The following is a 25,013-nucleotide window of genomic DNA, read 5'->3' as shown; positions in this document are numbered from 1 at the left end:
TATCCTCAGCCCTTTGTGTACTCAATAGAAAAGACATCGCCGTCGGCAACAGGCTGCTGCGTGATACCGTAGTTACAGTATTCGCCATTGATGTAAAACGCCCAGTAAGCCTGATCCGTGTTATAGTCCGCAGTTTCTCCGTTGACGGTGATAACCATATCTGTGGAATCTGTCTCATAGGACAACCCGTCGGCATCATCCATGGCGCCCTGGAGATATTCCGCGTCTGTTGCAACTTCGTAGCTGGAAGTCTCGCCGGCGCTGTTGATCACATTGATGGTTATATCTTTGGAACCGGACTGAGTGCCGGGTCTGAAAATACAATAGATCACTCCAATGACTGCCACAATGACGATCAGGGCGATGAGCCCTATAATGACGCTCTTTTTGCTGCTTTTTTCATTCATTTTCATAGTGCCTCCTGTAGGTGAATATAACCAAAATCTGCTGCAATGCCGGAGGAATCCGGAAAGCCTTTAAAATTTTGGAATAATTTTATTATATTATAAAAATCACTATCATTTATGGAAAAATTCTATAAAAATCACCATGCTTTTGTATTTTTTTTGACTGCAACTGGTGCGAACATCTAACGCGAATATAAATAGTGGTGCTTTTCGTACTTTTGTGGTAAAATAAATTTATGCACAAATTCCGTAATCATTTAGTCAGACATACCTTTTTCATGCTGAGGTCTGCGCAAGCCGGGAGAAGGCATATGGGGAAGATGGGCAAATGATTTGTCAGGGGAGGAGATTTTATGGAAAGCAGATTAAAAGATATTCGTTCTACAAGAAACCCGAAAGCCAGGATCAAGGTTATGAATGGGCATTTCGCCACATCCCATTCCCATGTCAATACTTACATTGACATGTCCACTGTAAAGTGCCGTCATAATAATGCCAGAGAGACGGCGAAAACATTGGCGGACAGATATATAAACACAACGCCTGTGGATACGATTATTTGTCTGGATGGGACTGAGGTTATCGCTGCGTTTATGGCGGAGATGCTTGCGGAAAATGGAGTGATGTCCATTAACGCGGGGAAGAATATATCTGTTGTCACACCGGAATATGGCTCCGGAGGTCAGATTATTTTCCGGGATAATAATCAGAGAATGGTGAAAAATATGCAGGTACTTCTGCTTTGCGCCAGCACAACCACCGGAAAGACCATTGCTCAGGCTGTAGAATGTATTAACTACTATGGCGGGAGCGTATGCGGTATCGCGGCGATATTCAGCGCAGTCAAAGAGAGCCACGGCCTTGAGGTCAACGCCATCTTCAGCGGAGAAGACCTTCCTGTGAAGTATGAAGCTTTTGCTCCGTGGGATTGCCCGTACTGCAAGCAGGGTATGCATGTTGAGGCTGTGATCAACGGATTCGGCTATTCCAAGATTTAGAAAATGCATATCAGTTTTTGGGCAACAGTTTTGCCATGAAGGATGGCGCGGGATGAACTGTTGCGCTTTTGAGAGGTTGAGGCACCGTGGAGTATATTGTTGTAGATTTTGAATGGAATCAGAGCCCATACGGCAAGGGGACGGGAAAGAAGACGCTCCCTTTTGAGATTATTGAAATCGGAGCCGTAAAACTGGATGAGAAAAGAAATATTATAGATACATTTGACGCGGTCATACAGCCCAAGGTCTATAAGAAGCTGCACCACATGACCATGGAGCTGACCGGGATCACCCAGGAAGAGATCGGCCACGGTGCTTTATTTACCCATACCATTGTAGATTTTTTGCTGTGGTGTGGCGATGACTTTATGTTTTGTACCTGGGGCAACACAGATCTGGTCGAACTTCAGCGGAATATGAAATATTACCGGCTGGAGGACCTGCTTGTGGGCCCCCTGAAATACTATAATGTACAAAAGCTGTTTCGTATATTAAAAGATCCTATGGAACGGCCCTCCTGTTCCCTGGAATCCGCGGTGGAACTTTTGGGATTGTCTGGGGAATATCCGTTCCACAGGGCCATTAACGACGCCCGCTATACGGCTCAGGTTTTTGCCCAAATGGACATGGATCTGGTAAAAAAGCTGTATTCCGTAGATTATTATCAGAATCCTCAGACGAGACAGCAGGAGATCCATCTGGATTATGAGACTCACTCCAAGTACATTTCCAGAGAGTTTTCAACGAAAGAGGAAGCTTTGGCGGATCGGGAAGTGCGGTCCACCCGATGCTGCATCTGTCATCGTCCGGCGGCTAAAAAGATCCGCTGGTTTCTGGGAAAGAACAAAGCTTACTACAGTCTTGCCATCTGTCGGGAGCATGGTCTCCTCAGGGGAAAGATCCGGTTTAAGAAAACCGATGAAGACCGGATCTATGTCGTTAAAACTATACGTCCCGTGACGGCAGATCAGGTGAAGGAACTGAGGGAAATGAAAAAGAGCGTGGCGCAAAAACGAAGGGAAAAGCGCCGCAGAGAAAATGAGAGCCAGAGAGCCAGATAGAGAGCGCGTTTCAAAAAAGTTCCGGCACCGAAGATGATTTCAGTGCCGGAACTTTTTTTGGTGCGCCCGGAAGGGCGCTGTGTACCGGTGGCCAGGATCGGATTTAAGGTTCGTTTTCCTTTTGGCTATCGGCTTCTTTTTGGTTTTCAGTAAGCCGCTGGCGTTTCATCGCTTCATAACGGCGGCGTCTGCGGCGGCGTTTGAACCTTCTGGCAATGTAGATCAGAACTAAGGACAGCGCTACAAGAACTACAAAAAGAATAACGCAGACGATGATAAGAGGCCGGTACTGGTTCATCCGGGAGTATTCCATAAAGGCTTCAAGAGATTTGTCTTCAATGGCTTCGTCCAGAGTTTCCTGGGAGGCCTGGTTTTCCAGATATTGGGTATAGACGGCCATGGATTCCTTTAAATAAGGATAGTAACCTTCCTGAGCGGACAAAGGGGTAATCTCAGGGTGATACCAGTCCATGAGGGCCATATCAGGATAATCCAGCAGTGCCTGGGCCTCGTTATATTCTTCTAAAAGCCGTTCATAATTTTCAAAACAATAATCCAGTGCCAGAGCGGTATCATCATAAATGTAATTACCGCCGCCGGGGCAGTCCATAACAACACATACCAGATCTATGTCTCCCCGCCTGGCATAGGTTACAAGGGTGTTTCTGGCCTCCTCGGTATAGCCGGTTTTTCCCCCGTAACACCCTTCATAGGGGTATTCATTGTTGACCATTTTGTGATGATTGTACAGAGGGAAAGGTTCAGGGACAAGCTCCGGGGTCGTTTGCGTACTTTCAGAGGCTGCCTCATTGCCGGTGGAATGATCTCCTTCCTGGGATTCTTCTGTCTCCGGAGTCATGGCTTTATAATTGATGTTTTCCACACTGTAGTTAATCGTCCCTGTGATTGTCCTAAAATCTTCATTTTGGGCGGCGGCGCTGGCAATAAGGGCCAGATCCTTGGCCGTTGTGTAGTGGTTATCATCGTGAAGCCCGCTGGCGTTGGTAAAATGGGTCATACGGCAGCCGAGACTTATGGCGTAGTCTGTCATGTCCTGAGCAAAGGCGTCCACAGAGCCGCTGACATACTCGGCAAGGCCGTAGGCAGCCTCGTTGGCAGACTGGAGCATGACGCCGTAGAGGGTCTGTTCTACCGTGAGCTGATCTCCCGGCTCAAGTTCCATATTGGAGCTGTCCCACCAGTTAATACTGTTCACAGCTTCCTCAGAAAAAGTGATCGTGTCACTGAGATCGGTTCGTTCCAGCGCCAGGAGAGTTGTGAGAATTTTTGTAGTGCTGGCAGGATAATGGCGGTCTGAGCGGTTTTTAGAGTATAAAATGGCATTGTTTTGTGTATCCATGACCACACAGGCGGAACTATACAGTAAAATATCATCTGTGGAGACTTTGTCTGTGTCCAAAAGCTGTGGAACCAGTTCTGTCTCAGCGGTTTCTTCGTCGGAGGTGCCATTATCTGAGGATGACTCCCCGGCGTTTTCTTCCGGTTGGTTCTGTGCCGCAGTCTCCGAAGCGTAGGCTGTCAGTGACGGAGCGTAGGCAGGAACGCAAGTCCCAGACAGACCAAGGAGCAGGACCGGAATGATAAATCGGATTCTTTTCATTTTTTCTTTACACGGCAGAATGGGGAAGGTTTCTCCTCAATCCGTCGCGTCCTCCCTTTATATATGGCATTTTAATGATGATGGTGTCAAAAGATATTTTTGACGCCTATGACGGAGTATCGCTTCGTGCTGACGCACTCCCGCGTCTTCGCTTTGCTTCGGTCGGCGCTAAGCGGACGTCCAGCGACCTAAAGTCATGCATGGCTGCGCAAGCGCAGACCTTATGACTCGTTGACGCTTGTATCATTTTAATAGAAATAGAAATAAAAGTCAAATCCTGTCGAAGAAGGATTTGGCGGACAGGAGTATTGACGGTGAATTTGTTTTCGTATAAGATGTTTCTAAGAAAAACCCAAGAAAACAGGGAATATTGGCTTTTATCTGCGGCGCGGGCGGATGGCTTTGCCGCACATGAAAGCGTAGGATGATGAAAGGAGAGACTTTTTGCCCGGCTGTGAAATCCGGGTGGGAGGCGGACAGATATGCGTTTAAGAAATGTAAAAGGTTCAAGAGAAACTATTGCGGCTAATTCTCTGGTTATACAGGAGGTGGCGGCACACAAGGGACAGTGGAGCCGGCTTTTTGGCAATGACCATCCTATCTTCATTGAAGTCGGAATGGGCAAAGGCAAGTTTATTGTGGAGATGGCCCGACAGAATCCTCAAAATAATTATATTGGTATTGAGAAATATTCCAGTGTGCTTGTGAGGGCCCTTGAAAAAATGGAAGATTTTGAAGGCAGCAATCTTTTGTTTATCCGAATGGACGCGGAATATATTTGCGATGCCTTTGACAAGGACGAGATTTCAGGGATTTACCTGAATTTTTCAGATCCATGGCCGAAAGACCGCCATGCTAAGCGCAGGCTGACGTCGGTGCCATTCTGGAACCGCTATGACGCTTTTTTAAAGAAAGACGGGCGGGTGACATTTAAGACAGACAATCGGCCCCTGTTTGATTTCTCTTTGGAGCAGGTGAAGGAGGCGGGATGGACATTGGAAAACTATACTTTTGATCTCCATCACAGCGAATATGCCCAGGGAAATATTATGACGGAATATGAGGAGCGTTTTACGGCAAAGGGTAATCCTATATGCCGCCTGGTGGCTTACCGATAGGCGTTTTCGGGCGCACATAAGGGCGGACTTTGCATAAAATACACTAAAGACTATGAAAACAGGAGTGATAGGATGAGCCTGACCCGGGACATTCAAAAGAAGATCACTCTGGCAATATATGATCACCAGTGTATGTGTAAAAAAATGGAGCAGATGTGGCATTCCCTCAAGGATGTGGAAAAGATCCTGGATGGATTTGGGAAAAATTGCTCTGGAAAAAATTGTCATGAAAAAAAATGCCGTGGACAAAATGGCGGACATGGAGGATGCGTCTGGCGCGGACCTGAAAAAAGGGGCCGAAGGACATAAAACTGGCGGCGCTCACATAGGATGGACTAAAGGGTGTTTAAGGCGGTGACCGGAAAATGGCAGCGTTTTCAGCATATATTTTGCCTGTGGTTGTCATCCTTATTGTGGTTTACGGCGTCCGGGCAAAAGTTAAGGTATACGACACATTTGTGGAAGGGGCTAAAGAGGGGCTTGGCATTGTCGCCGACATTTTGCCAACGCTGGCGGGACTGATGCTGGCTGTGGGAGTTTTGCGGGCCTCGTCCGCTTTCGACCTGCTGGGGGATGTTATGGGGCCGCTTCTTGATAAGCTCCATATGGCTGTAGAAGTCTTTACGCTGGTTATTGTGAAAATGTTCTCCTCATCAGCGTCCACTGGCCTTTTGCTGGATATTTATAAAAATTACGGGACGGATTCCTACAATGGGCTGGCCGCTTCTCTGATCTTATCCAGCACAGAGACGATTTTTTATACCATGTCCGTTTATTTTATGGCGGCTAAGATCACAAAAACCCGGTACACCCTCAAAGGCGCTCTTCTGGCAACTGCCGCAGGTACGGGAGCCAGTATGGTTCTTGCAGGACTCATGATGTGAGTGCGCGGCTGTTTTGTGGAAAGGGAAGGTGGATGTATATGAAGCTGTTTCAGAAAAAAATGAAAAAATATCCTTACGATCCGGCGCTTCAGAAGCCTGTGATTTATTCCAGTATTTGTACCGGGGAAAAGCGCGCCGGCTTTCTTTGGAATAAAGATGGGCGTTTTGAGGAAGTGGCCTGTATCCGCAGTAGCCGGGATATGGAGATGTTTTTGAAGGATTACGGGTTGAAGAAGGAGGATGTGGAGATCAAATATTAATTAAACCCTTCCGGATGGCGGCTGTGAGGTGCTGCCTTCCGGAAGGGTTCTTTGTTATTTTTCTATTTTTTTGCGCAAAAGTTTCGCGGTTTTATGTGAGATCTTACAAACGCGCCGGTCATAGGTGATCAGGCCGTTGCATTCCTCCTCAACGTCTGTGAGCTGGGTATATATAGCCGCGCACAGACCTTTTTTGATCAGCGGACGGATCTCGCGGAGCATCAGCCGGGAAAAGCCCTGTTCAAAATCACTGTAGGCGTGAAATGTGCGGTAGCCGTAGGAGCCTGTGCTGGCGCAGTGTTTTTTGATCCGGTAGACATAGCCGCCGTATTCGGAGAGGACATAGGCCCTAGAGTCTTTTATAGGCATCAGTTTTCGGAAATAATTGTGAACGCTCTTAAAGTCACCCAGACCATGATCAAACCATCCGCTGGCTGAGTCAATAAGCCGTTCTCCGTCCGCAGTATGGATCAGTTCGCTGATCAGTTCTGTGTCAAACTGTCCCCAGCCTTCATTAAAGGGAACCCATGTCATAATAGACGGAAAGATCCGTAACAGTCCGATCGTCTGGATGCATTCCCGCAAAAATTCCTGACGGCCTCGTGGATCTGTGCGGCCGGTAATAACGTATTCCAGCTTGCCATTGGGGGCAAGACCCGGATTTTTTCTGGAGAGCAGGCGCATGATCAGGGAATCTTCATGGAGCGGCGCTTTTTTTACCGGGCCGGGAACACATAAAAGGGTTGGCAGATAAGAAAGAAGTACCGGGGATGTGGGATGGCCGCCGTTGACCATATCCTGCCATACGAGTATTCCCATGGTATCGCAATAGTAATACCAGCGCCGGCATTCGATTTTGGCGTGGACACGAATCATATTAAACCCCAGTTCTTTGGCCTTACACAGGTCATAGCGCAGCGCCTCGTCGGCAGGAGGCGTGTAAAGTCCATCCGGCCAGTAACCCTGATAGAGGACGCCGTTGAGAAAAACAGACTCATGGTTCAGACAGATTCTTGGGATGCCTGTGTCATCTTTTTCTACGGAGAAACAACGCATGGCAAAATAACAGCGGACGGTATCAGATCCGGATGTGATTACTGCCGGGTACAGGTAGGGCGTCTGGGGTGTCCAGCTTTTCAGGTCAGGAATATCCAGAGTAAAACGTCGGGAGCCAAATTCACAGTCAATGACAGGAAGCGCCGTTTCATCCACATGATCCCACAGGGACAGGGCGCCGCCGGCGAGAAGCGGCTCATAAACCTTAATGTGTATCCGGGGAGATGATGGGGCGAGATATTCGCCTACATTGACAGTCACCTGATGCCGGTCATAGTCCGTACGAAAACTGACACTGGTAATGTGGTGTTTTGGCAGCATCTCCATCCATACCGTCTGCCAGATGCCGCTCTGGGCAGTATAATACATTCCCGAAGGCGCAAGTTTTTGCTTGCCCCGGCTGTGATAAGATGTGTCTGTAAAATCCTGCACCCGCACTGTGAGGCGGATATGATTTTTCCCTGGTTTTAACCAGGGTGTCAGATCCACATGGAAGGGAAGATACCCTCCGGCATGTTTTATGGCAAAATGTCCGTTAATGTATACAGCGGCGCACTGGTCTACCGCTTCAAAATGAAGGAGACAGCATGTTCCTTTTTTAAAATTTTCGATATCAATCGTGCGTTCATACCACAGGTATTCATCTGGGTGAAGCTGCCGGCCAACGCCGGAAAGTGGGCTTTCCGGAGAAAATGGAACCAGAATCAGTCCGTCAAATTTGTGGGGATATTTTCCTGAAGATGTAATGGCATAGCGCCAGTAGCCATTAAGAATCTCATAATTGCCGCGCATCATCTGGGGACGGGGATACTCTTCGAGAACATGGTTTGTATCAAGATTTTCTCCCCAGACAGTTTCCAGGGGTTTAAGGGGCCGCAGCTTTTCTTTTTTGGGCAGCGCTCCAAGCATTTGTTTGACATTCATATGTGTAAACCTCCTCCCTGAACACCCGGTCGGTGCCGTTTTTTCCTCAGCCGCATGACTGAATAGTTACAAAATTGCTGCCGGCCCGGCCACAGGTTATTGATATTTTATTTATTATTATAACTGTTTTTTTAAAGAATCGCAATGTATTAGTAACAGTTCATGAGGAAGGAGACGGGATGATTTATGCCATCATAAAGCTCAGACCGTCTCCTTCCTCATGAGCTGGTCTCTACCTTAAAAATCCTTTGAGGATTTTTAAGGTAGATTTAGAGATTGACAAATGTGAGGTATTTTAATCTTAAAAAGCTGTAAAAAATTACTAAAAAACAACTTAAAATACTTATATCATTCTTGCATATTGCCTGATAAAATCTTAAGCATGACAATACTTAGTATAGCTCATGCTTAAAGAATCAAGGGGGATGTAACCGTTTCATCTGTTTTTTTTCAGATGGCTGAACGGTTGCGGAAAACTACCGAATGATTTAAGGAGGTAAAGAAATGAAGGGTAAAAAATTATTAGCACTGGGGTTATCAGGGATGATGATCGCGGGAAGTCTTGCGGCCTGCGGCGGCGATACCCAGTCCCAGGACAGCACGGAGGCCCCGCAGACAACCACAGCCGCTGAAAGCACGGCACAGACTGAGGCCAGCGCGGCAGATACAGGCGCGGCACAGGACAGTGAAAGCGAAGCTGCCTCCGGGGATACGGTTGCGGCACAGGACACAGGAGCGGCTTCTGACGTAACTTACAATGTAACGTGGGATGATCTTGTAGACATTAATATTGTGCAGATTGCTCCCGGCGCTATTCCAACCGGCGTGCAGGAAGTAGAGGACGCGATTAATGAGATCACAGAGGCGCAGATCAACGTCCATGTGAATTTTGAAATGCTTGAAATGGGCAACTATGCTCAGCAGGTCAGCCTGATGATGAGTTCCAGCGAGCAGGTAGACCTTCTCATGAGCTTCCCGGTAGGCGCCGCCACATTTACATCGATGGTAACTCAGAATCAGCTTATGGATATCACGGATCTGATGTCTGAGTATGGACAGCCCATACTGGACACTGTGGGACAGTATATTAACGCCACAACGGTAAACGGAAGAATTTATGGTGTGCCTACATACCGCAACTATGCTTCCGGATCAAAACTGATTATGCGTACCGACGTGCTGGAAGATCTGGGCTTAGTGGAGCAGGCGGAGAGTATTACGAGTTTGAGCGAGTTGGGAGATATACTTGAGGCCGTGAAGTCCAGTGAAAAATGGTCCTATTTGGCAGGATTGTCCCCAGCATCAGGAAATGGTGATATTGCTTATGTGAATGCCTGCTATATCGCTCAGACGCCTGGGGCTGAAAATACTTTATATGATGGATTAAGTTCGCAGGTACTTGCTGTTGACGCCAGCGGTGATGACCCAACGGTGAAGTTGATCGCTGATCTTCCGGAGTACAAGGAGTTGTATGAAACTATCCATGACTGGTATGAAAAAGGATATATTTATCAGGATTCCGCCACAACATCTGATTTTGCGGCTGACTTGATTCGCTCAAATGTATTGTTTGCTACAATTATGACAGGTGAGTATGGCTATGAGGCTACCGCGGAAAGTCAGGCCGGTATGGATCTGACCGCAGTGCCCCTTGTAGATACACCGATCACCACCGGCGGTGTGACCGGCTTTGCATGGTGTGTTCCCAATTCTTCCGCGGAGCCGGAAGCGGCCATTACTTTTATGTCTATGATGTATACAAGCCCGGAAATCAGTAACCTTATGGCATGGGGTATTGAGGGACGTGACTATATTGTGGAAGACGGTGTGGCAAAATATCCGGATGGGAACTCGGAAGTGCCTTATCATTCAGATGATTTCCTTATCGGCAATCAGTTCCTGGCCCTTCCATGGGAAGGAAATTCTGCAACCATGCGTGAAGAATCTCAGGCTCAGGTAGAGTCCGCTCCGATTTCCGCATATCTCGGTTTTACCGCCAACACGGACAGCATCGCCACAGAAGTATCCGCGTTAAGTAATGTATATGCTGAGTTTGGCCCTCAGATTGAAACCGGTATGGCTGCTCCGGAAGTATATGACCAGTTTGTGGAACGGCTTTACTCCAATGGCGCTCAGAAAGTTATTGATGAATACCAGCGTCAGTTAGACGAGTGGATCGCTCAGAATCAATAAGAGATTTTACCAATAAGTCTTTCATAAAATCCAATATTCTGCTGCAGTCAGCGGGATACTGGATACCCACGGTATCCGCGCGTTTGCCCGGTTAACTGCCGTGGGAATAAAGCTGCGAAGACGGCTTAAAATCCGCAAAGGATTTTTAAGCCGTCTTTATTTGAGACAAAAACTCGCAAAAACTAAGTTAAAAAACGTATATCATATGTGAGTCTAAAATAGTAAAATAAAATCAGCAAATTTGAGGAGGAGAATGTAATGGCACTTAGAAGTACAATGACAACATACGGCGCTGTCCGCGGCGTACCCTGCGGAAATCCTACATTTACCGTATACCGGGGAATCCCGTACGCCGCTCCGGCGGTGAGAGAGAACCGCTTTAAGGCGCCTCAGCCGCCGAAAGCCTGGGAGGGTGAACGGCTGTGCGATACTTTTTCGGATATCTGTATGCAGGCGTCCCCCATCCAGGGGCTTCCCTTTGGAGATTTTTTCTTAAAGGAGTTCTATCCTTACCGCTATCGGTGCAGCGAGGATTCCCTCTATCTTAACGTGTGGACGCCGGCCCAGAGCGTTGATGAAAAACTTCCGGTCATGGTGTGGATTCACGGCGGCGGTTTTGGCAGCGGTTACGGACACGAGATGGAGTTTGACGGGGAAGCTTTGTGCAAGGCCGGGGTGATCCTTGTGACGATTAACTACCGTCTCAATTATTTTGGTTTTTTCGCTCACCCGGATTTAAGAGATGAACACGGTGTTTCAGGAAACTATGGCATCCTCGACCAGGTGGCGGCTCTTCGCTGGGTTCAGGAAAATATTGAAGCCTTTGGGGGAGATAAGGATAATGTGACTATCTTTGGACAGTCTGCGGGAGGGGCAAGTATTGTATCTCACCTGATCACCGATCTGTCTGACGGTCTGTTTTCCAAAGCGATTATCCAGAGCGGCACTTTTACCATGGCGGGAAATATTATGATGTCCTCCATGGAAGAAGGGGAAGAATGGGGCGTGAAAGCCTGTGAATATCTTGGAAAGACCATAGAGCAGCTTCGGGAGATGCCGGCCGAAGAACTGGCCAGCGCTTTTGAGGACGCTGAAAAGCATATTGGCCCGGCTCCAAAACTGGTAGTGGACGGATATGTATTTAAGGAAAGACCTTTCGATGCTTTAAAGAGTGGACAGTGGAAAAATGTTCCTACTATTGCCGGATCTGTCAGCGGCGATAAAGATCTGCATGTAGGACGTGAGGAAGTTCTGAAAGCCATGGGTTTGGAGGCTGCCACGGCGCCGTTTATGGGAGACACTTTTGTGGGTCTGGCCCAGAGTGCAAAAGACCGTATTCCTGCCTATGTTTATTATTTTGATCCGTATATTCCGGGACATGACGAGTATCATTTTGTGGAGGACGGCCTGGCCTATCACTCCGCGGAGATCTGGTATGTTTTCGGCACGCTGGCCCGGTGCTGGAGAGATTTTGACGGGCGTCACTACGATCTGTCCAGATTGATGATCAAATACTGGACAAACTTCGCGAAAACCGGAGACCCCAACGGCGAAGGGCTTCCTGAGTGGAAGACATTTTCCAAAGAGGCCCCTGAAGAAATGTACTTCAACGAAAATGGATCAGATACCCGCAAGGTCAAAGAATTTGACGCATTCTTAGATGTGTGGGAAAAGGGAATGAAAAATCTTTAAAATATTTTACGGTTATAAAAAAATAGTAACAGGAAAAACGCTAAAAGATATTGACCTTTTAGCGTTTTTCGTATATTATAAAGACAATTAGTTTAACCAATAAACTAAAAATGAAAGGGGAGTGTTTATAATGGGTAATCCCATGGAAGTAAAACCAATTACCGACGCCGCTTTTAGAAAATACGGACATCTGGTGGACGGTCTTGATGTTGCCGGCCTTCTGGAGAAGATGAAGGCTACGCCGCTGCCTGAGGATTCAACGGTGTATGTGGCTTCCGATCCGGTTCTTGAAGGGGACAGCGCCTGCGAAGCGATTACATACAGCCTTTTTGGCGGAATGCCTGTACAGATCGGCTACTGCAATGGCAATAATCATAAACTGAACGCAGTAGAATATCATCGCAATTCAGAGATCAATATTCCGGAGACCGACGCTGTTTTCATCGTGGGTATGCAGCAGGATATTGAAGATGATTTCACCTATGACACATCTAAAATGGAAGCGTTCTACGCTCCGGCGGGAAGTGTGATCGAGCTTTACGCAACTACCCTCCATTACGCTCCGTGTAATGGAAAAGACGGTGGTTTCAGAGTTATTGTGGTTCTTCCCAAAGGAACCAATACAGACATTGAGAGCCGGGAAGCTGCCACGGCGGAAGACCGACTTCTTTTTGCCAGAAACAAATGGCTCATCGCCCATGAGGAAGCCGGACTTGAAGGAGACGGCGCTTTCGTAGGGCTTAAAGGCGAGAATCTTTGTGTATAAAGAACCTGATGGAGCTTTCAATAAAAAAGCCCTGTGATAAAAGAGGAGGAAAAAAGAAATGAACAATATCCCTGAAATTAAAGTGGGTATCGTGGCTGTAAGCCGTGACTGTTTCCCGATGACATTATCCGAAAGCCGCAGACAGGCTGTCGTTGCTTCTTACAAAGCAAAATACGGCGATATCTATGAATGTCCTGTTGTTGTGGAGAGCGAAGTACATATGCAGCAGGCACTTGCCGATGTGAATGCTAATGGCTGTGACGCTCTTGTTGTTTATCTTGGCAATTTCGGACCGGAAACCAGCGAGACACTTCTGGCGAAATACTTTAACGGCCCAGTAATGTTTGTTGCTGCCGCTGAGGAAACTGGAAGCAACCTGATCGACGGCCGGGGCGACGCTTACTGCGGTATGCTTAACGCCAGCTACAACCTGAAACTGCGCAACATCCGCGCTTATATTCCGGAATATCCTGTTGGAACAGCCGATGAAGTAGCTGATATGATCAACGAATTCATGCCTATTGCCCGGACTATTGTAGGCCTGAACAACTTAAAGATCATCAGCTTTGGCCCCCGGCCTCAGGACTTCCTTGCCTGCAACGCTCCCATCAAACAGCTTTACAACCTGGGCGTTGAAATTGAGGAAAACTCTGAGCTTGACCTTTTTGAAGCATTTAAAAACCATGAAGGCGATGCCCGCATCCCTGAAGTTGTTAAAAGTATGGAAGAGGAGCTGGGCACAGGCAACAAGAAACCGGAGATCCTTCCAAAACTTGCTCAGTATGAGCTGACACTGTTAGACTGGGTTGAGGCTCACAGAGGTTCCAGAAAATATGTAGCTATTGCCGGAAAATGCTGGCCTGCATTCCAGACACAGTTTGGCTGTGTTCCATGTTATGTCAACAGCCGTCTGACAGACAGAGGCATCCCCGTATCCTGTGAAGTAGATATTTACGGCGCCCTCAGCGAGTTTATCGGAACTGTGATCTCCCAGGATACAGTAACACTGTTGGATATTAACAATACTGTTCCGGCGGATATGTTTGACGAAGATATTAAAGGCAAATATAATTATACACAGAAAGATACATTTATGGGCTTCCACTGCGGCAATACCGCAGCCAGCAAGCTTTCCTTCTGCTCTATGAATTTCCAGCGGATCATGGCGAGAACACTGCCTGAGGAAGTAACCCAGGGAACTCTTGAGGGCGATATTATTCCCGGAGATATTACATTCTTCCGTCTCCAGAGTACATCTGACGCGAAACTCCGCGCCTATGTGGCTCAGGGCGAAGTCCTTCCGGTGGCAACCCGTTCCTTCGGCGCTATCGGTGTATTTGCTATTCCTGAAATGGGCAGATTTTACCGTCATGTCCTTGTTGAGAAAAACTATCCTCATCATGGCGCTGTGGCATTTGGCCATTTCGGAAAAGCATTATATGAAGTGTTCAAATATTTAGGTGTAGAGGCAGAGGAGATTGATTACAATCATCCGAAGGCACTTCCTTACAAGACGGAAAATCCATTTGCCTGATGTCTTGGCGGCTCTGTTTTAGAAGTCGGATAAGTGAGCCTTTTCACATCTGATAAAAGCTCCGGACCAGAAGTTTGGGCCGGAGCTTTTTAAATATGGAAGATAAAGGAGGAGCGTAAATATGAGTTTATATATTGGTGTAGATCTCGGAACCTCAGCGGTTAAACTTCTGCTGATGGACGGTTCCGGAAAAATTGAAAAAATTGTGTCAAAGGAATATCCCATTTCATTTCCCCATCCCGGATGGTCGGAGCAAAATCCCCAGGACTGGTGGGACGGCGTTGTTGCCGGTATCCGGGAGCTGACCGCGGACTGTGATAAAGACCAGGTGGCAGGGATCAGCTTTGGCGGGCAGATGCATGGCCTTGTTATCCTGGATGATAAAGATCAGGTGATCCGCCCGGCTATTTTGTGGAACGATGGCCGGACAACAAAAGAGGTGGATTATCTTAACAATGTCATTGGCAAAGATAAATTATCCCAGTATACCGCCAATATCGCCTTTGCTGGATTTACAGCGCCTAAAATCCTGTGGGTTCGTGAAAATGAGCCGGAAAATTTTGACCGCATTACAAAAATCATGCTGCCAAAAGACTATATTGCCTACAAGATGACCGGCGTTCACTGTACGGACGTGTCCGACGCATCAGGAATGCTTCTCCTGGACGTAAAGAACCGCTGCTGGTCTGATGAGATGATTGAAATCTGCCATATCCGCAAGGATCAGCTTCCTCACGTCTATGAAAGCTACGACGTTGTAGGCACTCTGACTGAGGAAGCGGCAAAGACTCTTGGACTGCCCCAAAGCTGTAAAGTGGCTGCCGGCGCAGGCGATAACGCGGCCGCGGCTGTAGGTACAGGGACTGTGGGCGACGGTATGTGCAACATTTCCCTGGGAACCAGCGGTACCATTTTTATTTCCAGCGATAAGTTCGGTGTGGATGCCAACAACGCCCTCCATTCCTTCGGACACGCGGATGGCCATTATCATCTCATGGGCTGTATGCTCAGCGCCGCTTCCTGCAATAAGTGGTGGATGGATGACATTATCGGCACAAAAGATTACGGCAATGAACAGAAAGAAATCACAAAGCTGGGAGAAAACCATGTGTTCTTCCTGCCTTATCTCATGGGCGAGCGTTCGCCTCACAACGATCCCAATGCCAGAGGTACATTTATCGGCCTGACCATGGACAATACCCGTGCCGATATGACCCAGGCTGTGCTGGAAGGCGTTGCCTTTGCCATGAGAGATTCCTTTGAGGTAGCTAAATCCCTGGGAATTAAGATCGAGAGGACAAAGATCTGCGGAGGCGGCGCCAAGAGTCCTCTGTGGTGCAAGATTATGGCCAATGTCCTGGGGATCAAAGTGGATCTTCTGGCATCAGAGGAAGGCCCGTCTATGGGCGGCGCTATGCTGGCCGCTGTGGCCTGCGGCGAATATCCGTCGGTAAAAGCCGCGGCGGATGCCATTGTCCGGGTTGTGGACACTATTGAGCCGGAGCCTGAACTTGTGGAAAAATATGAGAAGAAATACCGTCAGTTTGCCGCTATTTATCCGGCGGTGAAGGGCCTGTTCGCCCAGTGGGCACAGGAGTAAAAGGAAAGTCCGGGACAGTCATCCTTTTGGATCTGCCCGGACTTTTTACTGCTAATTTTTCATCTCCATATTTTCCTTCTGTTTTTATGATATTCTACTCCATCAAATTTTACTTTTATAACCCGATAGATTTAAGGAAATCTTTTTGTTGACAATAAAAAAGGGACAGGCAAAATAAAATTATATCCGATGGAAAGGAGAATGATAATGAAAAATATTCTTGTGATACAGGGCGGCGGACGTCCCAACGGAAATACCGCTCAGTTGATTCGCCATTTTCAGGAGGGAGCGTCGGAAGCGGGACATAAAGTGGAAGTGATCTCACTGATGAAAGAGGCGGTCAAAGGATGTCTGGGCTGTAATGCCTGCCGGTATGAAAAGTATCCGGTGAAAGACTGTGCCCTGTTGATGACATCTGCAGACAACTTTTTCTGGACCTTTGAGCAGGCGGTTTCCTACTATCAATTTGCCATTGTCAACTATATTGGCTTTACGGACCGGGGGATGCTTTTGGCCGGCGGCTGCGGTGACACTAACGGCAAGTCTAAGATTGAAAGGACGGACTGGCTGGAAAAGGCATATGCCTTTGGGTTAAATTTATACCCGACAGAGGAAGGCATCGCCTGGGAAAACGTGGGAGGTGACAGATAATGGCAGAATTAAAAAAACCCCGGCGGCTTTTGCCAGGAGACTGTGTGGCTATTGTCTCCCTGTCCAGCGGAATGATGGGAGATAGTCCTTTCATCCACAAATATTATCTAGCCAAAGAGCGCATGGAAAAGGACTATGGTCTGAGAGTGATCCCCATGCCTAACGCCTTAAAAGGCTCGGAGTATCTTTACAGGAATCCCCAGGCCAGAGCCAGCGACCTTATGGAGGCATTTGCCGATCCTAAGATCAGCGCTGTGTTTACGGCTGTGGGGGGCGATGATACGGTCCGGCTCCTGCCCTACGTGGATTTTCATGTGCTGGGGGATAACCCTAAAATCTTTGCCGGCTTTTCCGATACGACTATCAACCATTTTATGATGAATAAAGCGGGGCTGGTTTCCTACTATGGTCTTTCGGTGATGGGTAACTGGGCGGAATATGTAAAAATCAACGAGTATACCCGGACAGCTATGGAAAATATGCTGTTTTATCCCACAGAAACTATGGATATTCTGCCCAGCGGTTTTTGCAGCTATGACCCGGATCAGGTGTGGTGGAGCGAAGAAAATATACATATTTCCACGCCCTGCTATCCCAACTCCGGCTATGAGATCCTGCAGGGCGCAGGAAAGGTTCGCGGACAGCTTCTTGGCGGATGTATCGACGTGTTTACCCAGATTTACGGCACATCTTTGTGGCCTTCTGTAGAAGAGTGGCAGGGGAAACTGCTTCTCATCGAGACAAGCGAAGTGAACCTGTCCGAGGATCTTTTATGCTGGCTTTTGCGCAACCTGTGGGCGCAGGGCATTTTTGACGTGATCAGCGGCATTATTGTGGGAAAGCCGGCCTTTAAAGAAAAAATAGACAGCTATAAAAAGATTTACCGCCAGGTGGTAGGTTTTGAAGCAGGAAAGCCGGACCTTCCCATTTTGTATAATGTCAACGCGGGGCACGCCTATCCCATCGGCCTTTTTGGCTTTGGCCTGGAATATGAGCTGGACTGTGATCGGAAGACGCTGCGGCTTCTGGAGCCGGGTGTCTGCTGATGAACGGTAATGTTTGGTGACATTGATTTACTGGCCCTTCCCGGATTTTTTCGCCTTTCCCTGTTTTAAGGAAATATCTCCGCTGATGGAGTTTAAGGTGATTTTAACACGATCACCGTCCGGGATTCTCTGAAACTCGTCGGCGGCTGTCCGCTCTCCGTCGCGTATGTGGATGCTGCCGCTGACCGATGTGGCAAAGGTACTGCATGGTTTCTGTCCCGGTTCCAGCTTTACGGAAATCTCCCCACTGATGGTTTTGATAAGGCCATTATTTAAAACCAGGTGGCTGCAGCTTACATCGCCGCTGATATTGTGGGCCGACAATTTTTTGGTGGACACATCCTTGCAGCCCATATCCCCGCTGAGAGATTTAAGTTCACAGTGATTCGTTTCAGTGTGATGGATGCTGATGTCGCCGCTTTTTGTGGTGATAAAGGTGCCTTCGTTGCTTACGCGGCGGACACGGCAGTCTCCGGAAATGGTGGTGAGGCTTAAAAGCTGGCTTTTTATATCCTCTGCAGAAATATCGCCGCTGACTGTCTCAATCCGTATGTCGTCAATGCCTTCGGGGATAGCGAGGATGACAGTATCCACCGGGCCGCCGAAGAAATCATAAAGGATCTCCAGACCGAAAAATGAGACGGAGCGGTTTCGTCGTACCCGCCCTTCGTAAGTGTTGCCCTGCCAGGTATGTTCCAGATTTTCCATCTCTTCCGGATCTTCAGTATAAACATAAAAATCTCCGGTGGCTGAGGGAACCAGACGGACATCGGCGCTGTCGGCACGAAAACGTATATTTTTCAGTGTAAAGCCGTCCTGGGCGCTGCTGCTCCAGGAGTAACGTTTTTTCTGGCTATGGGATTGCTTTGTTGAATTTTCAACTTCTATGACAGGACGGGCCAGCGCCTGACTAGAGTCAACGCCATCCATCATATTTTTGATCTCCTGGATCAGATCGGCGGGATCGCCTAAGGCCTGGCAGATTTCCTCCTCGCTCTGTCCCTGGGAGAGTGCGTCCTGAAAGTGTTCTTCATAATCATCGAGAATCTCCTGTACATAGGTCTGGTCATACTGTTTCAGCCCCTGGCTGATTTTATTAAGATATTCATCTTTTTTCATACATTTTCTCCTCTTAATCTAAAAGTTTTTTCATGGCGAGAACAAAATCTTCCCATTCTTGTTTTAATTTCTGCTGATATATCTGGCCTTTTTCAGTCAGATGATAATATTTGCGGGCGGGCCCGCCATCGGATTCTACAAGATAAGTGTCCACATAGAGATCATCTTTTAAACGTTTGAGGATGGGATAAAGTGTTCCGACAGCGATGGTCATTTCCTGGGAGATCACTTCTGTCAGCTCATATCCGTATTTATCCCCTTTGGCAAGCTGGGACAGGACACATACTTCCAGCGCTCCTTTCTTTAATTGCGCGTTCAAATCTTCGCCTCCCTGAAATCACAGGATAAGAATCCTGGTGAACAATAGTCTGATTTATCTTAGATATATATTAACACATACTATTATATAATGCAATATACTAATTTAAAAAATATATGCTGTAACAGTTCAGCCATCAGGAATAGGGCGTGATGTTTTATGCTCGCATAAGAATCAGGCCGATAGCTTTTGCAGCCTTTTGGCTCCATAGTAGGTCAGGAACACAAACAGATCCATAATGGCGAGATACTCTGTAAAAAAACAGTGGGAGCGGACGCTCAAAATCAAAAAAACAAACGTAGTTGTTAAAAACATATAAGAGAGAAACTGATTCTTTATAAAGGAATAAAGTCCATAAACAGAGACTGCCGCACCTGTAAGGCATAACCCTATTTTTAGAGGCTTTGATTGAATCGGCCCAGATGCTTTCCGTATCATGCCAAGAATCATATTCCAGTGTAGGCCCAAATGTGATGCCATCAGAACAAAGCCCCAGAAAGAGCAGAAAATATGCATAGATCTAGCCAATGCGATTCCGCCGGATATAGGCAGGAAAGCAAAAACTTCTCTGGATAGGATAATAGCACTTACCATAGTTCCGAGCATGGAAAGGAAAAGTAACAGATTTACAATGACCTGCACCATGCGAAATGGCGTATATTTGCCTTTGAATAGATTGCCATGCCACTTAAAATTCAAAATGTGGTGAACGACCCAGAGAAGAAACATTCCTGCACCGTTTCAATACGGAACAAATCGCCGCCGCCATAAGTCAACATAACCGTTTCGCCAACATTGCCAAGCTCTGCGGAAAATGCCTGTGCCGCGCTTCCTTCTCCAAAATAAACTCTTGTAGGATAAGAAAATGTAAATTTATTCATTGTAAAATGCCTCCTGCTATTTCAATTATCTATGTGTTTGCTTGAACCGCTTGTTATAACCGATTATATATTGCGGTTGTTACTATCGGTCAATGGCTTTTTGAAAGATTATTAAAAACCGCCTCATTGCATGAAATGCAAGTTTCCAGCGCTCCGAAGATGAAACTCCATACTGGCGAACTTTAAAAGCAAATGGCGAGCTGAACGCCAAGTACACCGGTGGCATAGAGGCTCAAAAAGAGAAATTAGAAGCAGAAGGACACACAATATCTTCCGCCCCACGATCAATCAATATTCGGCGTGAGCCATACGACCATACAAGACATATTGCAGATGAGATACAAATACCGGGCAGGAAGAATCCCGCCCGGCGCTTGTTATCTCACTTATTTTTCTTGGATTGGCACATTTCGTTGTCGAAAGATCCTGCCGATTGTAGTATAAAGACATCCAAAGATATCGGCAATGGCCGGCATAGTCATGTCCCTACGGTATATTTTCTCTACCTCGGCCCGTTGGGCTTCAGTGAGAATCTTTTGATTTAGAGTAATCTTTCTGGCAAACTTAGTACCCTCATCGTATGGATATTTATTGCAGGGTTTGTCAATAGAAACCTCACCTTTGTTGATCCTTTCCAGTGTTGAGACTGCGGTAACGGTTAAAGGCGGCGAATATCTCCTGTCGCCGGGGCATAGCCAGCCCTGAGGGGAGATAGCTGCTTTCGCACACGGAGGCCAGTCCTTTTGAGCGGACGGTCTCCTCAAGAAGATCCACAATCTGGGTCAGTGTCCGGGCGCCGTCGATGAAATGGTTCTGAGCATAGGCCAAAAGATAGCCAAGGGTTGTGAGCTGCTCACTGTCCACAAGCTGTTCCACATAGCGAAGATCAATGGTTTCTTTGTTGATGCTCACACTGTCTCTGCCATTGACTTTGATTTTTACCCGGTTATCTCTGCCGTTCTCACGGCTGCCGGGGCCACGGCGTCCCTGGGAAGCTGGCGCCGGAGAATTTTTTCCAGCCAGGGGGATCCGGTTAAAATCCGGCGCCGGGCAGGTTCCGGAATCGTTTTGAGCGTGGCTGCAGTCCGGCGATTGAACACCGTTTTGGGATTCGGGGGAAGGCTGTGGCGAGGCGCCGCCAAAAAGGCGGGCCTGTTCTTTGGCAAACTTGGTAATATCTTTGGGAATGTACTGATCCATCTGCAGGATCACGTCGGCCTTATCAAAAAAGGCTCCGGAACTTCCGGCCACAAGGATGGTGGAAATGCCATAGTCTTTCCACAACTGACCGATGCGGTGGACTAAAGGTGTAATGGGCTCGCTGTCCTGGGAGACCACTTTTTCCATGAGGGCGTCGCGCACCATAAAGTTGGACGCGCTTGTATCTTCGTCAATGAGAAGGAGTTTTGCGCCCGCCTCCATGGCCTCCACCACGTTGGCGGCCTGGGAAGTGCTTCCGCTGGCGTCCTCCGTGAGGAAATGCTTCGTATCTTTATGGTTGGGAAGATTATTAATAAACATGGAGATATCGGTACGCCGGATGCTCCGGCCATCCTCGGCGCGGATTTTCATGGCGCTGCTGTCTGTGATGACATATTCCCGGCCGTCCCCGGCAATATGGTTGTATACACCCCGCTCCAGGGCTTCTAAGAGGGTGGATTTTCCGTGATAGCCACCGCCGACGATCAGGGTGATCCCTTTGGGGATACCCATGCCTGTGATCGTCCGGCCTCCCGAAAGATTCAGAGTGACGGACATGGAGGCCGGAGACTTAAAGGTTACGGCGCCGGCCATGGACTTTTGGGAAATGCCTGAAGCTCTGGGAAGGACGGCCCCGTCGGCGACAAAAGCGCACAGGCCAAGTGGGGGAAGCTGCCGGCGGATGGCCTGCTGGTCATCGGAAAGATCAATGACGGCCTGGATTTTTGCGCTGTCCAGGGCCTTAAAAAACAGAGCCTTTTTGACGCAGACAGGAAGAAATTCAAAAAAGATTTTTATAAGTTCTCTGGCGTTGATGGTCCGGCCGTTGGCCGGGAAACCCACTTCCAGGCGGAGGGTCAGCCTTCCATCTCCGGGGTCGATGGTGCAGGCGGACCGGGCAAGGACTTCCTGGCCGCATTTGCTTACGCTGATGAGGCCGCTTTTGCCGGATCCGGACGCTTTAAATGTGAAACTTTCAGCCTGCCGGGAAAAGAGACGCAGCAGTGTGTCACATAAAGCAGTCCGTTTCCACGGCTGGTCGTAAAGCCGGGAAGGAAAGTTTGCCTGAAGGCCCGAAACGTGGACACTGATCTTTGATGGGGAGGCGAAGGGATCCCCCTGTACATGGTCGATAGATAAGATATATCCGGGGAACTGGTAGGCGCCCTGGGTTTCTTTATATGCGGGATATCCCCGGTGGTCAATACGGTTTAAAAGATCTTTAAGATCCTGAGAAGATTTCATGTTTTGACTCCTTTGCTGGAATTTGCAGGGCAGCATGTCCGCCCTTTGATAAGACAGGTTTACTATAAACCCTTCGGGGGATGCGCACGATTTTTGCAGGGAAAGATCTGCGCTTTGCGCAGCAAAAATCGGCGCAGGAAACGTCATAATAAAAATTATTATGACGTTTCCTATATTTTATTTTACACAAAAAGAAATATAAAAGCAATGCGGCCTTCATTGGAAAAGGGGGAACGCTGTGGTAAAATGGGGGTAAGAGCCGAGGAGATTATTTAATGAGGAGAATGGGATCATGAAAAATTTCAATGTGGCGATGCTGCAGCTTCTTCCGGAGGGCAGCCTTAGCGCTAATCTTGATAAAGGACTTGAGTATTGTAAAAAGGCAAAGGCTATGGGAGCGGATCTGGCCCTGTTCCCGGAAATGTGGAGCGCAGGCTACACCATACCGGAGGATGTGGCTTTGCTTAAATCCATGGCTGTAAGGGCGGACAGCGATTTTGTCATGGCCTTTGGGAAAATGGCGGCCCGCCTGAATATGGCCGTGGGGATTACTTTTCTGGAGGCGTGGGAGCCGCTGCCAAGAAATACACTCTGTCTTTTTGACCGTTTTGGACGAAAAGTAATGACTTACGCAAAAGTACATACCTGCGATTTTGGCGATGAGTGCCGGCTGACGCCGGGAGATGATTTTTTTGCGGCCGATCTGGATACGAAGGACGGGCCGGTCAGGGTAGGCGCTATGATCTGCTATGACCGGGAATTTCCGGAAAGTGCCCGGATTCTTATGCTTAAAGGCGCTGAGGTTATCCTTGTGCCCAACGCCTGTCCTATGGAGATCAACCGGATCAGCCAGTTAAGAGCCAGAGCTTTTGAAAATATGACAGGGATCGCCACCGTTAATTACCCTTATGGAAAGCCGGACTGCAACGGTCATTCTACAGCCTTTGACGGCATTGCTTACAGAGAAAATGAGCCGGGATCAAGAGACACGCTGATCATAGAAGCAGGGGAGGGTGAAGGTATTTATATGGCGTCTTTCCCCATGGAAGAATTGCGGGCGTACCGGCAAAGCGAAGTTCACGGCAATGCTTACCGCCGCCCGGAGAAATATCATCTGCTGATTTCACGGGAAATACGGGAACCTTTTATCCGGGCGGACCGCCGGGGGGAGGACGAGAGCAATGATTGATCTGGAAGAACTGCTGGAAGAAGCTATAGAGGAGCAGGGTGATATAAAAAATGTGACCATAAAGAACGCCGGCCTGTATTATAAAGATTTTGAAAAGACCGGGTTTGAAAATGTTATTTTTGAAAACTGCCGTTTTTCCCAGTGCGATCTGTCGGGCTGCAGTTTTGTCAATGTGAGTTTTCATGACTGCGACATTTCCAACAGCCGCTGGGATTTGGCTTATTTTAAAAAATGTCAGTGGCAGTCTGTAAAAGGGGTAGGCTGTTCTTTTGTTGACATCATCATAAAAGAAAGCGTGGCTACGGACTGTAATTTCCAGTACAGTAATTTTCATCAAAGTAATGTGCAGTCCTCAGAATTTACCCGCTGTGATTTCAGCCATGGAGCCATCACATCCAGCCGGCATAAGAAGATGGCTTTGTCGGCCTGCCAGATCGTGGAAACAAACTTTTTCGGGACGTCTCTCGCCGGCCTGGATTTTTCCGACTGTGATATGTCAGGGCTCATCGTTTCAGATACGCTTTCTGAGCTTCGCGGAGCTGTAGTCAATCCTATTCAGGCAGTGGAACTGGCGAAATTGCTGGGAATTGTGGTGAAAGAGTAGAGGCCGATGCTGCGGCCGGATTTCCGGCAGCATTGGCGGTGATTCCGCTGGCTGAGAAATAAGCGACTAATTTTTTACTCATCTTGATAACCTTCTGATTTAAAGATAGAGTATGGTTTGGCGCATCTGATTTTGCACCAATAACGCCCTGCAAAAAAGCGGGATATCTGATACAACTTTATCATAATCATTTGGTCATGAACCATCAAGATTTTGTGACCGGAAAATAACTGGAAAACATACTGAAAATTTACCTGAGAGGTACATTGACAGTTTGACAAATATGAACATCTGCGCTATAATAAATTTACCTTAAAGGTAAATCTGAAAGAGAGGCAATGGTTTGGATATCACGTACAAAAATAAAAAAATTGAAAAAATTTGTACAGATGCCAAAATGGCAGAGAGAACCTACGGCCGAGAAATGGCCGCTAAAATACATCAGCGTATAGATGAAATTAATGCAGCGGATACTGTTGAAATGATGATACAGTTCCATATCGGACGATGCCATCCGCTTAATCAGAATAGGAAAGGTCAATATGCGGTGGATTTGGTGCATCCGTATAGATTGGTATTCGAGAAGAATGGCGACGAAATACAAATAGCGAATATTTTGGAAATAGTTAATTATCATTAAATGTC

At 47.6% G+C, this 25,013-nt stretch carries 23 protein-coding genes and 1 pseudogene; 16 read left to right on the top strand and 8 right to left on the bottom strand.

Going from position 1 to position 25,013, the window contains the following annotated elements:
• Positions 1–5 precede the first annotated feature (5 nt).
• Positions 6–413: a DUF4430 domain-containing protein gene (locus tag HNP82_RS05785; RefSeq protein WP_243164659.1), complete on the bottom strand. Its 408-nt coding sequence runs from the start codon at positions 411–413 to the stop codon at positions 6–8.
• Between the two features lie 347 nt (positions 414–760).
• Between HNP82_RS05785 and HNP82_RS05780 the strand changes: the two genes are divergently transcribed.
• Together HNP82_RS05780 and HNP82_RS05775 are read left to right on the top strand one after the other, a co-directional pair.
• The gene (locus tag HNP82_RS05780; protein ID WP_183772426.1) at positions 761–1,405 is read left to right on the top strand and encodes a type I phosphoribosyltransferase; all 645 of its coding nucleotides are present in this window, start codon (positions 761–763) and stop codon (positions 1,403–1,405) included.
• 86 nt (positions 1,406–1,491) lie between these two features.
• Positions 1,492–2,466: an exonuclease domain-containing protein gene (locus HNP82_RS05775; protein WP_183772424.1), complete on the top strand. Its 975-nt coding sequence runs from the start codon at positions 1,492–1,494 to the stop codon at positions 2,464–2,466.
• A gap of 103 nt (positions 2,467–2,569) precedes the next feature.
• Here HNP82_RS05775 and HNP82_RS05770 read toward each other — a convergent pair whose 3' ends face one another.
• A complete protein-coding gene (locus HNP82_RS05770; protein WP_183772422.1) occupies positions 2,570–4,087 on the bottom strand; it encodes a D-alanyl-D-alanine carboxypeptidase family protein in 1,518 nt (505 codons plus the stop codon).
• A gap of 482 nt (positions 4,088–4,569) precedes the next feature.
• On the opposite strand from HNP82_RS05770, the gene trmB reads away from it, so the two are divergent.
• The 3 genes from trmB (at position 4,570) to HNP82_RS05755 (ending at position 6,349) form a co-directional block, all read left to right on the top strand.
• Positions 4,570–5,205 (top strand): tRNA (guanosine(46)-N7)-methyltransferase TrmB, encoded by a 636-nt coding sequence (gene trmB, locus HNP82_RS05765; RefSeq protein ID WP_183772420.1) that lies wholly within the window; start codon positions 4,570–4,572, stop codon positions 5,203–5,205.
• A 365-nt stretch (positions 5,206–5,570) separates the two neighbouring features.
• Positions 5,571–6,089: a nucleoside recognition domain-containing protein gene (locus HNP82_RS05760; protein ID WP_183772418.1), complete on the top strand. Its 519-nt coding sequence runs from the start codon at positions 5,571–5,573 to the stop codon at positions 6,087–6,089.
• Between the two features lie 38 nt (positions 6,090–6,127).
• Positions 6,128–6,349, top strand: a complete 222-nt coding sequence (locus HNP82_RS05755) for an aspartate dehydrogenase (protein WP_243164658.1) — start codon at positions 6,128–6,130, stop codon at positions 6,347–6,349.
• 54 nt (positions 6,350–6,403) lie between these two features.
• Here the strand turns inward: HNP82_RS05755 and HNP82_RS05750 are convergent, their stop codons facing one another.
• Positions 6,404–8,329, bottom strand: coding sequence for a glycoside hydrolase family 2 protein (locus tag HNP82_RS05750; RefSeq protein WP_183772417.1), 1,926 nt, complete (start codon positions 8,327–8,329; stop codon positions 6,404–6,406).
• Positions 8,330–8,833: 504 nt separating this feature from the next.
• Between HNP82_RS05750 and HNP82_RS05745 the strand changes: the two genes are divergently transcribed.
• The 7 genes from HNP82_RS05745 to HNP82_RS05715 all read left to right on the top strand — a co-directional run bounded on the left by HNP82_RS05745 (position 8,834) and on the right by HNP82_RS05715 (position 17,811).
• Positions 8,834–10,522 carry an ABC transporter substrate-binding protein gene (locus HNP82_RS05745; protein ID WP_183772415.1) on the top strand — a complete coding sequence of 563 codons (1,689 nt, stop codon included), beginning with the start codon at positions 8,834–8,836 and terminating at the stop codon, positions 10,520–10,522.
• A gap of 258 nt (positions 10,523–10,780) precedes the next feature.
• A complete protein-coding gene (locus HNP82_RS05740) occupies positions 10,781–12,214 on the top strand; it encodes a carboxylesterase/lipase family protein (RefSeq protein ID WP_183772413.1) in 1,434 nt (477 codons plus the stop codon).
• A gap of 142 nt (positions 12,215–12,356) precedes the next feature.
• Positions 12,357–12,980, top strand: a complete 624-nt coding sequence (locus tag HNP82_RS05735; protein WP_408609656.1) for a DUF4867 family protein — start codon at positions 12,357–12,359, stop codon at positions 12,978–12,980.
• A 58-nt stretch (positions 12,981–13,038) separates the two neighbouring features.
• A complete protein-coding gene (locus HNP82_RS05730; protein ID WP_183772409.1) occupies positions 13,039–14,514 on the top strand; it encodes an L-fucose/L-arabinose isomerase family protein in 1,476 nt (491 codons plus the stop codon).
• A gap of 121 nt (positions 14,515–14,635) precedes the next feature.
• Positions 14,636–16,114: a xylulokinase gene (xylB, locus tag HNP82_RS05725; protein WP_183772407.1), complete on the top strand. Its 1,479-nt coding sequence runs from the start codon at positions 14,636–14,638 to the stop codon at positions 16,112–16,114.
• A gap of 207 nt (positions 16,115–16,321) precedes the next feature.
• Positions 16,322–16,765, top strand: a complete 444-nt coding sequence (locus tag HNP82_RS05720; RefSeq protein WP_183772405.1) for a flavodoxin family protein — start codon at positions 16,322–16,324, stop codon at positions 16,763–16,765.
• On the top strand, positions 16,765–17,811 hold the full coding sequence (locus tag HNP82_RS05715; RefSeq protein WP_183772403.1) for a S66 family peptidase: 1,047 nt from the start codon (positions 16,765–16,767) through the stop codon (positions 17,809–17,811). The genes HNP82_RS05720 and HNP82_RS05715 overlap by 1 nt, the downstream gene beginning before the upstream one ends.
• 27 nt (positions 17,812–17,838) lie before the next feature.
• Here HNP82_RS05715 and HNP82_RS05710 read toward each other — a convergent pair whose 3' ends face one another.
• From HNP82_RS05710 to HNP82_RS05695, 4 genes are all read right to left on the bottom strand, one after another.
• On the bottom strand, positions 17,839–18,930 hold the full coding sequence (locus HNP82_RS05710; RefSeq protein ID WP_183772401.1) for a DUF4097 family beta strand repeat-containing protein: 1,092 nt from the start codon (positions 18,928–18,930) through the stop codon (positions 17,839–17,841).
• A 13-nt stretch (positions 18,931–18,943) separates the two neighbouring features.
• Positions 18,944–19,249 carry a PadR family transcriptional regulator gene (locus HNP82_RS05705; RefSeq protein WP_183772399.1) on the bottom strand — a complete coding sequence of 102 codons (306 nt, stop codon included), beginning with the start codon at positions 19,247–19,249 and terminating at the stop codon, positions 18,944–18,946.
• 174 nt (positions 19,250–19,423) lie between these two features.
• A complete protein-coding gene (locus HNP82_RS18590; protein ID WP_279288884.1) occupies positions 19,424–19,894 on the bottom strand; it encodes a DUF4405 domain-containing protein in 471 nt (156 codons plus the stop codon).
• A gap of 50 nt (positions 19,895–19,944) precedes the next feature.
• Complete coding sequence (locus HNP82_RS05695; RefSeq protein WP_243164657.1) at positions 19,945–20,130, bottom strand: hypothetical protein; 186 nt, start codon at positions 20,128–20,130, stop codon at positions 19,945–19,947.
• 137 nt (positions 20,131–20,267) lie between these two features.
• On the opposite strand from HNP82_RS05695, the pseudogene HNP82_RS17960 reads away from it, so the two are divergent.
• Positions 20,268–20,465, top strand: a pseudogene (locus tag HNP82_RS17960) (methylated DNA-protein cysteine methyltransferase); the annotation flags it as partial.
• A 280-nt stretch (positions 20,466–20,745) separates the two neighbouring features.
• Here the strand turns inward: HNP82_RS17960 and HNP82_RS05685 are convergent.
• Entirely contained in the window at positions 20,746–22,575 is a 1,830-nt protein-coding gene (locus tag HNP82_RS05685; RefSeq protein ID WP_183772395.1) for an ABC-ATPase domain-containing protein, read from the bottom strand.
• 292 nt (positions 22,576–22,867) lie between these two features.
• Between HNP82_RS05685 and HNP82_RS05680 the strand changes: the two genes are divergently transcribed.
• The 3 genes from HNP82_RS05680 to HNP82_RS05670 all read left to right on the top strand — a co-directional run bounded on the left by HNP82_RS05680 (position 22,868) and on the right by HNP82_RS05670 (position 25,008).
• Positions 22,868–23,764, top strand: coding sequence for a carbon-nitrogen hydrolase family protein (locus HNP82_RS05680; protein WP_183772393.1), 897 nt, complete (start codon positions 22,868–22,870; stop codon positions 23,762–23,764).
• Complete coding sequence (locus HNP82_RS05675) at positions 23,757–24,368, top strand: pentapeptide repeat-containing protein (RefSeq protein ID WP_183772391.1); 612 nt, start codon at positions 23,757–23,759, stop codon at positions 24,366–24,368. Before HNP82_RS05680 ends, HNP82_RS05675 begins: the two co-directional genes overlap by 8 nt.
• 343 nt (positions 24,369–24,711) lie before the next feature.
• Positions 24,712–25,008, top strand: a complete 297-nt coding sequence (locus HNP82_RS05670) for a type II toxin-antitoxin system RelE/ParE family toxin (protein WP_183772389.1) — start codon at positions 24,712–24,714, stop codon at positions 25,006–25,008.
• Positions 25,009–25,013: the final 5 nt, after the last annotated feature.

This window comes from Catenibacillus scindens (genome assembly GCF_014202115.1).
GTDB classification, from domain to species: Bacteria; Bacillota; Clostridia; order Lachnospirales; family Lachnospiraceae; genus Catenibacillus; species Catenibacillus scindens.
Note: the sequence above shows the minus strand (reverse complement) of the source record. Positions and strands in the feature narration are given on the sequence as shown.